The following is a 13,484-nucleotide window of genomic DNA, read 5'->3' on the forward strand; positions in this document are numbered from 1 at the left end:
TTAGGTCAATTGACCATGATTATTACTCAGTTAAGCCCAGCGACAAGTTTTTAAAACTGACTAATCACAGGTAACGGAGAGGTTATGAACAAAGATCAAGCCGACGGTAACTGGAAGCAGTTTAAAGGGAAAGTGAAGGAAAAATGGGGCAAGCTGACCGATGATGATTTGACGGTCATTGAAGGGAAACGCGAACAGCTTGTCGGTAAAATTCAGGAACGCTACGGCTACCAGAAAGAGGCGGCCGAGAAAGAAGTGAAATCCTGGGAAGACCACAACAAGTATCGCTGGTAGTGCGATAGGCCGCAGCGGATTGCGGCCGTAAACTATGCTGATGGCCAGGCGTTTCAATCCCCTTGACGCTATGGCCGAAGGTACAGGGAGGTACCTGATACCCTCTTATTTCTTCTTGATAGCGATGCTGTGATCGTGTTCGCCGCAATCATGTTTGCTATCGCAGGCTTCTACCTCAACGCAACCCTCACACAGGCCATGGGCTTCTACCACGCTGTGACGCAGGGCAAATCCTGACTCTTTAGCCAGCTTTTGCAGCGTCTCTTCGATCCCTTCGGTTGTGCGCTCAGTCACCTGGCCGCAGCGATCGCAAATGAACAGTGCGGAAGTATGCATCGGCTGTTCGAAATGATGGCACAACACATAGCTGTTCGCCGATTCCACGCGATGAATAAAGCCTTGTTCCAACAGGAAATCCAATGCACGGTAAACCGTGGGGGGTTTGGCCTGGGGTTCGGCTACGCGCAGCAAATCCAGCAGGTCGTAAGCGCTGATGGCACCGGGCTGTTGTGCCATCAGGCGTAACACTTCCAGCCGCTGCGGTGTTAGTCGCACATTGCGTTGCTGACAGAGTTGTTCAGCCTGCGCCAGCAGCTTTTCCTGGGTGCTTGAGTTCATGGCAAATTTCCCGGTACGTAAAAAAGCCGATTTTACCATGCTTCAGCCAAATCGCCGAGAGTCGGCCACTTTTCTGCCAGTATGGCGCATTAAACGTCCGGTTTAGCGCCCGTTGTTAGCCAGAAATGTGATGGTATTCACGATGTTCCGTGCCGTTCTCGCAGGTTATGGCTTCGCGTAGGCTCTTAGGCAGTCAGCGAACGCTGTAATTGACTGGCCAATCTGACCATTTCCACTGCTGGATTATGGCCAATCAGCATGAAACTGTGTCTGCTATCGGACCAATAGACCACATTCATTCCCAGGCGTTGTTCGCTCTCTGCGGGCTGCGACTTGCCCGGTTGCTGGATAATACACAGTGCCAATACACCGTACCGCGCATCCAACCAGGTCAATTGAGCAATACGGCGATCGTCGTACGCCAGCACACGGGCGTTTTTTAGTTCGGCCCCTTGCAACGTCAGCTGCGACAGAGGAAGCGCGATGCTCAGCCGATCACCGGTGTGCTGTAGTTGACTGGCAATCTGCGCTGCGGAGCCCTCAAAACCCATCAGCGTTTCCGGGGTGTACAACGCCATATATTGAGCGACCAGGCTCCGCCAGTTGTCATCCGGTTGGCTGAGCTGCAGATAGGCGCGATCGCCTGCGATGCCCAGTGCCAGAAAAGCGACGGCGGCGGCAATCAGGCCACGGCGGCTGATAGCGTGCGGTGGCGAGGGGACGATAAGTGGCAATTTTGACTGCAATCTTTGCACCGGCGCTTCATCAAGCAAAGGCGCAAAGGCTTGCTTAAAGGGCAAGCTGCTGCGCTCCAGCAACGACAAGCGTTCTGCCAACGCCGGTTCGCCGGCCAGACGCTGTTCCAGCCGGTGGCGTTGCTGTGGGTCCAACTGATTATCCAGATAGGCGACCAGCAGTTCATCCGTTGCGTAGGCTGAACTCATGATTGTTCTCCTTTTACCTGCGGGGTACGGGTTTGCAGCAGGCTGTCGTTCGCCAACCGCAGCCGTGCCGCCGCCAGACGGCTCATGATGGTGCCAATGGGCACACCCAGCACCTCAGCGGCTTCCCGGTAAGAAAGTTCCTCCACGTACACCAGAAACAACGTATTGCGCTGCGACTCCGGCAGTTGATTAACCCGTTGCATCACCTCATTGGCCCAAATCGGCTGCTCGCCGTTTTCCGCACCGGCCAGTTCGTCAACGTCGACAAAGCCCTGTCCCTGGCGAATGTGCTGAGAGCGGACCTCGTTCAACCAGATGGAGTGAAGAATGGAAAATAACCAGCGGTCCATACGCGTTCCCACGGCAAACTGTGCGGCGCGTTCCAACGCCCGCACGCAGGTGGCCTGAACCAAGTCGTCGGCTACGTCCCGCCGGTGGGTCAGCACCAAGCCATAGCGCCACAGGCGGGAGAGATATTGGCCGATTTCGTTGCGGATCGCGTCGCTGCTGATGTTTGCCTCCGGGTTTTACGATTCAGGGTGATGATCGATAGCCGCCGCCAGATCTCGGTACTCTTCACAACCGGTACCGCACAGCGATTGAATAACCTTAAGCTGCTCCTTCGCCAGGTCCTGACGCCCTTTGATCATATAAGCCTCACCCAGGTATTCGCGGACTTTGGGGTATTTCGGATCGAGCGCCACTGATTTTAAATAGTAGCCGATCCCTTCGTCGGTGCGGCCGAGCTTGCGGGTGGCATAGCCGCGGTAATTCAGCGCCACGGCAGTGTTGGGATCTTTGAGGGTATTCAGCACATCCAGCGCTTCCTGATAGCGGCCGCTTTTGGCCAGCGCATAGGCATAGTTCGTGCGATCGTTGTCGCTGACCATGCTGCTTTTATCCACCATGCAGGTTTTGGTTTTCGTATCGTATATCTGGCCTTTGGGGCAGGTTGGCGTGGTTTGACCGCTGCCATCGCCGCCCATCGCCAGAGCGGTACAGGAAAACAGCAGTGAACCGGCAATGACTGGCAGCAGCAGGCGTTTAACGAAACTGTTCATGGTTATTTCCTCATCATGAAGGACGCAGAACTGCGGCCTTACAGAGAGAACACCTGACAGCCTCTTTTTATTCGCTTTTGCCGGTGCTTTTTTATCGGCGACACAGCGGTTTTCCCAACGCCGCCGATTGTCGTTATAATAGCCGTTTGCGGCAGCATGCCGTTCGTTGAACCCCAGACAGAATCAGGTAGCCAGTAGCCCAGCATGACGACAGACAATAACGCCCCAAAATACGCCGCCAATCGTTTTTCCATCGCGCCTATGCTCGACTGGACCGATCGTCATTGCCGTTACTTCCACCGCTTGTTGACCAAGGAAACCTTGCTGTACACCGAGATGGTGACTACCGGCGCGATTATCCACGGTAAGGGCGACTATCTGGCCTACAGCGAAGAAGAACATCCTGTGGCGCTGCAACTGGGCGGCAGCGATCCGGCTGCGCTGGCGCACTGCGCCAAACTGGCTGAGCAGCGCGGCTATGACGAGATCAACCTCAACGTCGGTTGCCCGTCGGATAGGGTACAGAACGGCATGTTCGGTGCCTGCCTGATGGGACAGGCAACGCTGGTTGCCGACTGCATCAAGGCGATGCGCGACGTGGTGTCGATCCCGGTGACGGTGAAAACCCGCATTGGTATTGACGATCAGGACAGCTACGAGTTTCTGTGCGATTTCATCGCCACCGTCGCCGGGCGCGGTGAATGTGACATGTTTACCATTCATGCCCGCAAGGCATGGCTGTCGGGCCTGAGTCCGAAAGAGAACCGCGAAGTGCCGCCGCTGGATTATCCGCGCGTGTACCAGTTAAAAAGGGATTTTCCGACGCTCACTCTGGCGATTAACGGGGGGGTGAAAACGCTGGAAGAGGCGAAACAGCATCTGCAGCATCTGGATGGCGTGATGATGGGGCGCGAAGCCTACCAGAACCCAGGCATTCTGGCGCGGGTCGACAGTGAACTGTTTGGCTGCCAAAGCGAAGTTATGGACAGCATAGCGATTATCGAATCGCTGTATCCGTACATTGAACGCGAGCTGTCTAAGGGCACCTATTTGGGCCATATCACCCGCCATATCCTTGGATTGTTCCAGGGCGTGCCCGGTGCCCGCCAGTGGCGCCGTCACCTGAGTGAGAATGCCCATAAGCCAGGGGCCGATGCACGCGTGGTTGAGCAGGCGCTGGATTTGGTTCGCCTACCGCGCACCGAGATGGCGTAATAGAGATAAAATTCTGACTAACAGTTAGTGTTTTTGACCAGGCATGTTGCGTGATGTGGCATGCCTTTTTTTCAATTTCAATAACTTAGTCCTCTCACCATTTTGGCACGCTTCTTGTAATACCTTCGCAGATACTTTGTTTTGCGAAGGAGCAAAATCATGTTGGAACTCTTCTTTCTGGTCGGCTTTATCGTCATGCTGATGGTGACGGGCATTTCGTTGCTGGGCGTATTCGCGGCGTTGCTGGTGGCCGCGGCATTCATGCTGATTGGCGGGCTGTTTGCGATGGTGATTAAGCTGTTGCCGTGGCTGATTTTGGCGGTGGTTGGCGTTTGGATCTACCGTTCAATGCAGAAGCCTTCAATACGCCGCTATTAATTTTTTGTCGAATAATCAGTCGGTCACGCTGAAAATCGAGCAACAGAGGCGTTCTTAATGCGGCAGCGATCACAGCTTGACGTTTAAACGGCCGGTGCGGCGCATTAGCCATTTTTTTTGCGCCTCGGGGCTGTTAGGATGTTTGCCGATGCAGCGATGCGACCGATTTCATCACCGCAAGAGACAATAATAATACGAGCGTTGCTCAAGCAACCCACTGTCTCTGGCGGACTCTGCTCTACCCCTACAAACGCAGTAACAAAAAGGGCTCCTTACGGAGCCCTTTTTGTTACTGATAATCCAGGAATATTAAGATCTTGGCCAGTCGTCGCTTTCAAGCTGCAACGTGCGTTCAATGGTCATGTTCAGTTGGCATGAAGCCGCATCCAGTGCATCGCCGGAGCCATGCGGTGCTGCCACCAGCGCCTGGCATTGGCTGTCTTTGAACTTCAGCCAGTTACGCTGTGCCTCACGCCAGGCTTTTGGGGCCGCCTTAAACTTGAGCGCTTCTTTATAGGACTTGTTCAGGCGTGCATCCCAAAGATTGAACTCTGTGTCAATGCAGGCAGCCATACTTGGTGTATTGAGATCTGGTTTGCTCATACATTGCGTATAGGCGGCAGAGTAAGGGTATTTCATCAATGCGTCTTTTTCTGCGTTAGGCGTCGCTGCCTGCGCTGCGGTGGCCAACGCTGGAGCTGCGGCGAAAACCAGCGCTGTAACCAGCATTTTTATTTTCATTTCAGAGCTATTTCCCTATTGAACAACGTGAATTGCCGGAAGATCATATTCCACTCTTCGCCTTTAGACGATGTACCACCGCACGTTATACCTAATTTTACCGATCTTTTTTCCAACTCAACGACCAGGGATCAGCAGGCTTGAGCCGCTGGTATTACGGCTTTCCAGCACCTGATGCGCACGTTGTGCGTCAGCCAGCGCAAACTTCTGCTCTTCCTTCACGTCGACCTTGATGGCCCCGCTGCCGATCAATGAAAACAGCTCATTGCTGGCAAATTGCAGCTCCGCGCGGCTGGTGATGTAGCCATTGAGGGAAGGGCGGGTGACATACAGAGAGCCTTTCTGGTTAAGCAATGCCAGATCGACACCGGTAACCGGGCCGGAGGCGTTGCCAAAGCTCACCATCAGCCCACGTCGCTTGAGGCTATTGAGCGAGGCTTGCCAGGTGCTTTGGCCCACAGAGTCGTACACCACGCCGACTTTTTCGCCCTGGGTCAGTTCGGCGACGCGCTGGGCGATGTCTTCCTTATGGTAATTGATGGTGGCCCAGGCGCCGGCACGCTTCGCCAGCTCGGCTTTTTCGTCGGAACCGACGCTGCCGATTAACTTCGCCCCGAGCGCTTTGGCCCATTGGCAGGCAATCAACCCGACACCGCCTGCGGCAGCATGGAACAGGAATACTTCACCCGGCTGCACCTCATGGGTTTGACGCAGCAGGTAATGCACCGTCAGCCCCTTCAGGAATGAGGCTGCCCCTTGCTCGAAACTCAAATTGTGCGGCAGGATGGCCACTTTTTCCTGCGCGACGTTGTGCACTTCGCTGTAAGCACCGAGCGTTGACTGGGCGTAAACCACGCGGTCACCCGGCTTCAGCGCGCTGACTCCTGCGCCGATCTTGGTGACCACGCCGGCCGCCTCGGTGCCCAACCCGCTTGGCAGGCTGGCGGGCGGGTATAACCCGCTGCGTATGTAGGTGTCGATATAGTTGATGCCGATCGCCTTGTTCTCGATCTGCACCTCACCGGCTGCCGGGTCTGGTGGGGTAAAATCAACGTATTGCAACACTTCAGGGCCGCCGGTGGCGGAGAATTGAATGCGCTTGGCCATATCAGTACCTCGTGTGGGTGTCTGATTTCACCCTACGCGTTTTAGTATTGGCGATCCAGTTTGTCCGCGCGCGGATTGATACCTTTTTTGCATCGGTTATGCCGCAGGAATCACAGATAAAAATCACGTATACTCTCGCGTCAGGATCCTTCATTCGCAACCGGATTAAGAATACGCTTCATGGCAGGAAAAAAACCAACCAACAAAACAAACGCAGACGAAGCCAGAGAACGTCCCCGCGATCGCCAGATGGAAGGGCTGAAGATGCCGCCACATTCGCTGGAGGCTGAGCAGTCAGTGTTGGGCGGTTTGATGCTGGATAACGAACGCTGGGATAACGTGGCGGAACGCGTGGTCTCCAATGATTTCTTCAGCCGCCCGCACCGCCTGATCTTTACCGAGATGCAGCGCCTGCTGGAGATGAGTCGGCCTATCGATTTGATCACCCTGTCCGAATCACTGGAACAGCGGGGCGAACTGGACTCTGTCGGCGGCTTCGCCTATCTGGCCGAATTATCGAAAAACACCCCAAGCGCTGCCAACATCGGCGCTTATGCGGATATCGTGCGTGAACGTGCGGTAGTGCGTGAGATGATCTCGGTGGCCAATGAGATCGCTGACGCCGGCTACGATCCGCAAGGGCGCAGCAGCGAAGATCTGCTCGATTTAGCCGAATCGCGGGTATTCCAAATCGCGGAAAACCGTGCCAGCAAAGATGAGGGTCCAAAAGGGATCGAGCGTATCCTGGAAGATACCGTTGCGCGTATTGAGCAGCTGTATCAGCAGCCGCACGATGGCGTCACCGGGGTGGATACCGGCTATCAGGATCTCAATAAGAAAACCGCCGGTTTGCAAAAATCGGATCTGATCATCGTCGCTGCCCGTCCTGCAATGGGTAAAACCACCTTCGCCATGAACCTGTGCGAACACGCCGCGATGACGCAGGACAAGCCCGTGCTGATTTTCAGCCTGGAAATGCCCTGCAATCAGATCATGATGCGTATGCTGGCCTCGCTGTCGCGTGTGGATCAGACCCGTATTCGTACCGGCCAGTTGGACGATGAGGACTGGGCGCGAATTTCCAGCACCATGGGTATCCTGCTGGAGAAGCGCAATATGTACATTGACGACTCCTCTGGCCTGACGCCAACCGAAGTGCGCTCCCGTGCGCGGCGTATTTTCCGTGAACATGACGGCATCAGCCTGATCATGATCGACTACCTGCAGTTGATGCGCGTGCCGTCGCTCTCCGACAACCGAACGTTGGAAATCGCCGAGATCTCCCGCTCGTTAAAAGCCCTGGCGAAAGAGCTGCAGGTACCGGTGGTGGCGCTGTCGCAGCTGAACCGAAGCCTGGAGCAGCGTGCCGACAAGCGCCCGGTCAACTCCGACCTGCGTGAGTCCGGCTCCATCGAGCAGGATGCCGACCTGATTATGTTCATCTACCGTGATGAGGTTTATCACGAGAACAGCGATCTGAAAGGGATTGCCGAAATTATTCTGGGTAAGCAGCGTAACGGCCCAATCGGTACCGTACGCCTTACCTTTAACGGCCAGTGGTCGCGCTTCGATAACTATGCGGGGCCACAGTATGATGACGAATAATCAGCTAAGGAACTGAAATGAAAGCGGCAACCGCTGTAATCGACCGCCGCGCTCTGCGACATAATCTGCAACAGGTGCGCCGTCAGGCGCCGCAAAGTCGCCTGATTGCCGTTGTGAAAGCAAACGCTTATGGACATGGCCTGCTGGAAACAGCCCACACCCTGCAAGATGCCGATTGTTACGGCGTGGCCCGCATTGGCGAGGCGTTGAAGCTGCGCTCCGGCGGCATCGTCAAACCTATCCTGATGCTCGAGGGCTTCTTCTCGGCCGAGGATCTGCCGGTGCTGGTGGCCAATAACATCGAAACCGCCGTGCACAGTATCGAACAGCTTGAAGCGCTGGAGCAGGCCACGCTGGCGCGTCCGGTGCCGGTGTGGATGAAGCTGGATACCGGCATGCATCGTCTGGGGGTCCGCCCTGAGCATGCCGAGGCGTTTTATCAGCGTCTGAGCGCCTGCCGCAATGTGGTGCAGCCGGTCAATATCATGAGCCACTTCAGCCGTGCCGATGAGCCGAGTTCCGATGCCACGCTCAAACAAATGCAGTGCTTTGAACAGTTTGCCCGTGGCAAACCGGGCCAGCGTTCTATTGCCGCCTCCGGCGGTACCCTGCTGTGGCCGGATGCGCATAACGACTGGGTTCGCCCAGGCATTATCCTGTATGGCGTCTCGCCGATGGAGGACGCCAACGGCAGCCAGTTTGATCTGCAGCCGGCGATGACGCTCAAGTCCAACCTGATCGCGGTGCGTGAGCACAAGGCCGGCGAGTCCGTAGGCTACGGTGGCACCTGGGTCAGTGAAGGTGATACTCGCTTGGGCGTGGTGGCGATGGGTTACGGCGACGGTTACCCGCGCAGCGCGCCTTCCGGTACGCCGGTGTGGCTCAACGGCCGTGAAGTGCCGATCGTGGGCCGGGTGTCGATGGACATGATGTCGGTCGATCTGGGGCCGAACGCGACCGACAAGGTCGGGGATGAGGTGGTGCTTTGGGGGCGGGAGTTACCGGTCGAACGCATCGCCGAATGCACTGGCATCAGTGCTTATGAACTGATTACCAAGCTGACGCAGCGCGTGGCGATGGAATATATCGGCGAATAAGTCCATTGAGGGGCCGCCAGGCAGCGGCCCCGTTATATTGAGTTACTTCTTCACTGCCAACCACTGATCGATAATGCTTTGATACTCACCGGTCGCCTTGGCCAGGTGCAGCCACTGATCCACATACAGCTTCCAGCTCAAATCGTCACGCGGCAGCATGTAAGCCTTTTCGCCATACTGCATCGGCTTTTTCGGGTTGACCGCGCACAGCTTCGGATAGCGTTTTTGCTGATACTGCGCCTCGGAAGCGTCGGTGATCATCACATCGGCTTTCTTGTCGACCAACTGCTGGAAAATCCCCAAATTATCATGGGTCAACGTCAGTTTGGCCTTGGGCAGATAGGCGTGGACAAAGGCCTCGTTGGTGCCGCCTGCCGGCTCAAGCAGGCGCACGGACGGTTTATTGATCTGGTCAATGGTGCGGTATTTCTTCACGTCGGTGCAGCGCACTAACGGGATCTTGCCGTCGGTATCCAACGGGTCGGCGAAGAACACCTGCTTTTGACGTTGCAGCGTGACCGAGATGCCGCCCATGGCGATATCACATTTGCCGGCGACAAAGTCCGGTGTCAGGGTTTTCCAACTGGTTTTCACCCATTTCACCTTGGCGCCGAGGCTTTTTGCCAGCGATTCCGCCATGGCGATATCAATGCCTTCGTAGCTGCCGTCTTCTTTTTGGAAGGTATAGGGTTTGTAATCGCCGGTGGTGCACACTTCCAGCGTGCCTTGTTGTATCACCTTATCCAAATGCGATTGTGCGCTGGCGCTTCCGGCGGCAACCAGCAGTGCGAGAGGGAGAAATCTTTTCATCGGCGTCCTTATTATACATTCGTGGTTTTATGCGCTATTTAACCGCTCATTGTTGCTGACTTGCGCGAGTTACCCGTTTTTTATGCCATTTGCAGGCGGAAACGTCCGGCATTGCTGCTGTGCGCTTCACAACCTCGGCGCGGGAAGGGTATCCACAGTCAAAAAACTGATAGGCTGTAACGTCAACATTTATTAACACAGTTTACAGGTGGCTATGTACAACATTGACGATTTTGATATGAAAATCCTGACGCTGTTACAGGCCAATGGCCGTCTGACCAATCAGGAACTGAGCGATCTGGTGGGGCTGTCGGCATCCCAGTGTTCGCGGCGGCGTATCAGCCTGGAACAGGCGCAACTGATCCGCGGTTACCACGCGCGACTGGCACCGGAGGCCGTCGGGCTAGGGTTGGTTGGCCTGATAGAAGTGAGCCTGACCCACCATGCTCAGGAGCAGATCGACAGTTTCCATCAGATGCTGGAAGAAGTGGACGCCATTCTTGACGCTTACAAAACCACCGGCGATGCTGATTATCTGCTGAAGGTTGCGGTGGCGGACCTGCCGGCACTGGACGATTTGATCAGCCAGACGCTGTCCCGCCACAAAAGCGTGGCGCATATCAAAACGGCGGTGGTGCTCAACCGAATCAAGGAAAATGGTTTGTTGCCGGTTGCGAGATAAAGCTCAAACTGAACGGCCTTTTCCGTCTATATTAGGAGCGTAACGCTGTGCCTACTCACCATAATCCAGGAGAATAATCCGTGTTCCAGAATGTTGATGCCTACGCAGGTGACCCGATCCTGTCGCTGATGGAAAAATTCAAAAAAGACTCACGTGCGCACAAGGTTAACCTGAGTATCGGCCTTTACTATGATGAGCAGGGCATTATCCCGCAGATGAAAGCGGTTGCTGCGGCAGAAGCGCAGCTGAACAGTGTGGATCATGGGGCATCGGTGTACCTACCGATGGAAGGTCTTCTGCCTTACCGCACGGCGATCCAACATTTGCTGTTCGGTGCCGAACACCCGATGCTGCAGCAAGGGCGCATCGCCACCATTCAAACCGTGGGCGGTTCCGGCGCGCTGAAAGTCGGTGCCGACTTCCTGAAAAGCTACTTCCCGGATTCGCAGGTGTGGGTCAGCGATCCGACCTGGGAAAACCACGTTGCCATCTTTGGCGGCGCTGGGTTCAAAGTGAACACCTATCCGTATTTCGACAGCGAAAGCCTGGGCGTGAAATTTGACGCCATGCTGAGCGCGTTGAAACAGCTGCCGAAGCACAGCATCGCATTGCTGCACCCGTGCTGCCATAACCCGACAGGTTCCGACCTGACCCACACTCAGTGGGATGAAGTGGTCAAAGTGATCGCCGAGCGTGAACTGATCCCGTTCCTCGATATCGCTTATCAGGGCTTCGGCGGCGGCATTGCCGATGATGCCTACGCTATCCGCACTATTGCTGCGGCCGGTTTGCCATGCCTGGTGAGCAATTCCTTCTCGAAAATTTTCTCGCTGTACGGCGAACGCGTCGGCGGCCTGTCTGTGGTGTGTGAAAGCGAAGAAGCGGCCGGACGCGTGTTGGGGCAACTGAAGGCCACGGTGCGTCGCAACTACTCCAGCCCGCCGAACTTCGGTGCGCAGGTGGTGGCGAAGGTGCTGAACGACACGCAGCTGAAAGCCCAGTGGTTGGCCGAAGTGGAAACCATGCGCACCCGTATTCTCGAGATGCGCAAGACGCTGGTGGAAGCGCTGAAAATCGCCCTGCCGCAACGGAACTTCGATTATCTGCTGGCACAGCGCGGCATGTTCAGCTACACCGGCTTCAGCGCCGCACAGGTTGATCGCCTGCGTGAAGAGTTCGGCGTGTACCTGATCCACAGCGGACGCGTTTGCATGGCTGGCCTGAACCACCACAACGTGCATCAGGTAGCCGAGGCGTTTGCTGCCGTGCAGTAAAAGCTGTTAGGGTAAACTGACGTTAGCCAGGGAGCGATAGCGATATCGCTCCTTTTTTGTTGTCGGTTTGCCGCCAGAGTTGCCGCAAACTGGAGAGAGAATATACTGATTGAGGGGCGCTCACTTATGTGGCATCAGCAAACGCTAATCCTCAGCGCAAAAGCGCGTGGTTTTCATCTGGTTACCGAAGAGATTACTGACCAGCTAACCCACTTACACCGCCTGCAAACTGGCCTGCTGCATCTGTTATTGCAGCATACCTCGGCCTCGCTGACGCTGAACGAGAATTGCGATCCTACGGTGCGAGCCGACATGGAGCAGCATTTCCTGCGTCAGGTGCCAGAGAACGCACCCTATCAGCATGACTACGAAGGGCCGGACGACATGCCGGCGCACATCAAATCCTCTCTGTTGGGCACGTCGTTGACGCTGCCTGTCGGTCACGGGCGGCTGATGCTGGGCACATGGCAGGGAATTTGGCTGGGGGAGCACCGCATCCACGGCGGTTCACGCCGGGTTGTGGCCACGTTACAGGGGGAATAACCCAATGAATAACACAGCACTGCTGGAATACTGCATGGCGAAGCCGGGCGCGGAACAGAGCGACCAGAACCAGTGGCAGGCCAGCCAGATCAAAGTCGGCGACGTTATGTTCGCCATGGTGTGCGAGGTACAGGGGCGACCTGCGCTGGCGGTAAAATCCAGCCCGGAACTGGCGGAAAGCCTACGGGAGCATCACCCGGAGATCGTCCCCTGCGTCGGACTGAACAAGGCACACTGGAATACGGTCTTTCTTGATGGCAATCTGCCGAACTCGCAGTTCTATACGTTGATCGACAGTTCCTATCAGCTGGTGCTGGAAGGGTTACCCGACCATGTGCGCCAGGAATTGCGAGCCTAACCATAGATAACGGCAGGTGTAGCGCCTGCCTGAGTCCTTCGTTTATTTCTTCTGTTTTTCCGCCAAACTGTGATCGCGATTCGATATTGGGAACGTTCCCGTTTTATTGTTGATGAGGAAAGACTAGGCTTTTTAATCAATAAGCCGAAATACCAAAGGATGCCGCGAGATGGCGATGAGTGAAGAAAAACGCAAAATGATTGCCGGTGAATTGTACGACGCCGGCGACGAACTGCTGCGCAGCGAGCGCAAGCGCGCACGCCAATTGATCCACCGCTACAACCATTCGTCACCGGATGAGAGCGACCTGCGTAAACAGGGATTGGCGGAGCTGCTGGGCCAGTATCAGGGGGGCACTATCGAGCCGACGTTTCGCTGCGATTACGGCTACAACATCTATCTGGGGAAGAATTTCTACGCCAATTTTGACTGCGTGATCCTCGACGTATGCGAAGTGCATATCGGTGATAACTGCCTGCTGGCGCCTGGAGTGCATATTTATACCGCCACCCATCCGCTGGATGCGGAAACCCGCGTGGGCGGGGCGGAGTTCGGCAAGCCGGTGCGCATTGGCAATAATGTGTGGATTGGCGGTCGTGCGGTGATTAATCCCGGCGTTACACTGGGGGATAACGTGGTGGTGGCGTCCGGTGCGGTGGTGACCAAGGACGTGCCTGCGAACTGCGTGGTCGGCGGCAATCCGGCGCGAGTGATAAAGCAGCTGTAAGAAAATCGGGCGCCGCTGTGGGCGCCCGAG

At 55.8% G+C, this 13,484-nt stretch carries 17 protein-coding genes; 10 read left to right on the top strand and 7 right to left on the bottom strand.

Annotated features, from left to right (window positions below):
* Positions 1–84: 84 nt before the first annotated feature.
* On the top strand, positions 85–294 hold the full coding sequence (locus tag M2407_RS13145; protein ID WP_017894203.1) for a CsbD family protein: 210 nt from the start codon (positions 85–87) through the stop codon (positions 292–294).
* Between the two features lie 105 nt (positions 295–399).
* On the opposite strand, the gene zur is transcribed toward M2407_RS13145, so the two are convergent.
* The 4 genes from zur to M2407_RS13165 form a co-directional block, all read right to left on the bottom strand.
* Complete coding sequence (gene zur / locus M2407_RS13150; protein ID WP_041415728.1) at positions 400–912, bottom strand: zinc uptake transcriptional repressor Zur; 513 nt, start codon at positions 910–912, stop codon at positions 400–402.
* A gap of 185 nt (positions 913–1,097) precedes the next feature.
* A complete protein-coding gene (locus M2407_RS13155; protein WP_129941615.1) occupies positions 1,098–1,856 on the bottom strand; it encodes an anti-sigma factor in 759 nt (252 codons plus the stop codon).
* Entirely contained in the window at positions 1,853–2,341 is a 489-nt protein-coding gene (locus M2407_RS13160) for an RNA polymerase sigma factor (RefSeq protein ID WP_259218596.1), read from the bottom strand. Before M2407_RS13160 ends, M2407_RS13155 begins: the two co-directional genes overlap by 4 nt.
* A gap of 42 nt (positions 2,342–2,383) precedes the next feature.
* The gene (locus M2407_RS13165; protein WP_020837164.1) at positions 2,384–2,917 is read right to left on the bottom strand and encodes a tetratricopeptide repeat protein; all 534 of its coding nucleotides are present in this window, start codon (positions 2,915–2,917) and stop codon (positions 2,384–2,386) included.
* Between the two features lie 204 nt (positions 2,918–3,121).
* Between M2407_RS13165 and dusA the strand changes: the two genes are divergently transcribed.
* Both dusA and pspG read left to right on the top strand, forming a co-directional pair.
* On the top strand, positions 3,122–4,132 hold the full coding sequence (gene dusA, locus M2407_RS13170; protein ID WP_046372526.1) for a tRNA dihydrouridine(20/20a) synthase DusA: 1,011 nt from the start codon (positions 3,122–3,124) through the stop codon (positions 4,130–4,132).
* A 159-nt stretch (positions 4,133–4,291) separates the two neighbouring features.
* The gene (gene pspG / locus M2407_RS13175) at positions 4,292–4,510 is read left to right on the top strand and encodes an envelope stress response protein PspG (RefSeq protein ID WP_258090750.1); all 219 of its coding nucleotides are present in this window, start codon (positions 4,292–4,294) and stop codon (positions 4,508–4,510) included.
* Between the two features lie 309 nt (positions 4,511–4,819).
* Here the strand turns inward: pspG and M2407_RS13180 are convergent, their stop codons facing one another.
* The gene (locus tag M2407_RS13180) at positions 4,820–5,251 is read right to left on the bottom strand and encodes a lysozyme inhibitor LprI family protein (RefSeq protein ID WP_259218389.1); all 432 of its coding nucleotides are present in this window, start codon (positions 5,249–5,251) and stop codon (positions 4,820–4,822) included.
* Positions 5,252–5,368: 117 nt separating this feature from the next.
* Positions 5,369–6,358: a quinone oxidoreductase gene (locus M2407_RS13185; RefSeq protein WP_046372527.1), complete on the bottom strand. Its 990-nt coding sequence runs from the start codon at positions 6,356–6,358 to the stop codon at positions 5,369–5,371.
* A gap of 180 nt (positions 6,359–6,538) precedes the next feature.
* Here M2407_RS13185 and dnaB point away from each other — a divergent pair, with 180 nt between their 5' ends.
* Positions 6,539–7,963 carry a replicative DNA helicase gene (gene dnaB / locus M2407_RS13190; protein WP_020837159.1) on the top strand — a complete coding sequence of 475 codons (1,425 nt, stop codon included), beginning with the start codon at positions 6,539–6,541 and terminating at the stop codon, positions 7,961–7,963.
* Between the two features lie 17 nt (positions 7,964–7,980).
* Positions 7,981–9,060: an alanine racemase gene (gene alr / locus M2407_RS13195; RefSeq protein WP_020837158.1), complete on the top strand. Its 1,080-nt coding sequence runs from the start codon at positions 7,981–7,983 to the stop codon at positions 9,058–9,060.
* Between the two features lie 42 nt (positions 9,061–9,102).
* Here alr and M2407_RS13200 read toward each other — a convergent pair whose 3' ends face one another.
* Positions 9,103–9,870: a transporter substrate-binding domain-containing protein gene (locus M2407_RS13200; RefSeq protein WP_048759931.1), complete on the bottom strand. Its 768-nt coding sequence runs from the start codon at positions 9,868–9,870 to the stop codon at positions 9,103–9,105.
* Between the two features lie 214 nt (positions 9,871–10,084).
* Between M2407_RS13200 and M2407_RS13205 the strand changes: the two genes are divergently transcribed.
* The 5 genes from M2407_RS13205 to maa all read left to right on the top strand — a co-directional run bounded on the left by M2407_RS13205 (position 10,085) and on the right by maa (position 13,454).
* Positions 10,085–10,552, top strand: coding sequence for an Lrp/AsnC family transcriptional regulator (locus M2407_RS13205; RefSeq protein ID WP_020837156.1), 468 nt, complete (start codon positions 10,085–10,087; stop codon positions 10,550–10,552).
* Positions 10,553–10,632: 80 nt separating this feature from the next.
* On the top strand, positions 10,633–11,826 hold the full coding sequence (locus M2407_RS13210; protein WP_046372530.1) for an amino acid aminotransferase: 1,194 nt from the start codon (positions 10,633–10,635) through the stop codon (positions 11,824–11,826).
* 126 nt (positions 11,827–11,952) lie between these two features.
* Positions 11,953–12,369: a secondary thiamine-phosphate synthase enzyme YjbQ gene (locus M2407_RS13215; RefSeq protein WP_017894193.1), complete on the top strand. Its 417-nt coding sequence runs from the start codon at positions 11,953–11,955 to the stop codon at positions 12,367–12,369.
* A gap of 4 nt (positions 12,370–12,373) precedes the next feature.
* Positions 12,374–12,727: an MmcQ/YjbR family DNA-binding protein gene (locus M2407_RS13220; protein WP_020837154.1), complete on the top strand. Its 354-nt coding sequence runs from the start codon at positions 12,374–12,376 to the stop codon at positions 12,725–12,727.
* A gap of 169 nt (positions 12,728–12,896) precedes the next feature.
* A complete protein-coding gene (gene maa, locus M2407_RS13225) occupies positions 12,897–13,454 on the top strand; it encodes a maltose O-acetyltransferase (RefSeq protein ID WP_142816292.1) in 558 nt (185 codons plus the stop codon).
* The last annotated feature ends 30 nt before the right edge of the window (positions 13,455–13,484 follow it).

Origin of the sequence: Serratia sp. BIGb0234 (assembly GCF_024809915.1) — a bacterium.
Classification (GTDB): domain Bacteria; phylum Pseudomonadota; class Gammaproteobacteria; order Enterobacterales; family Enterobacteriaceae; genus Serratia; species Serratia liquefaciens.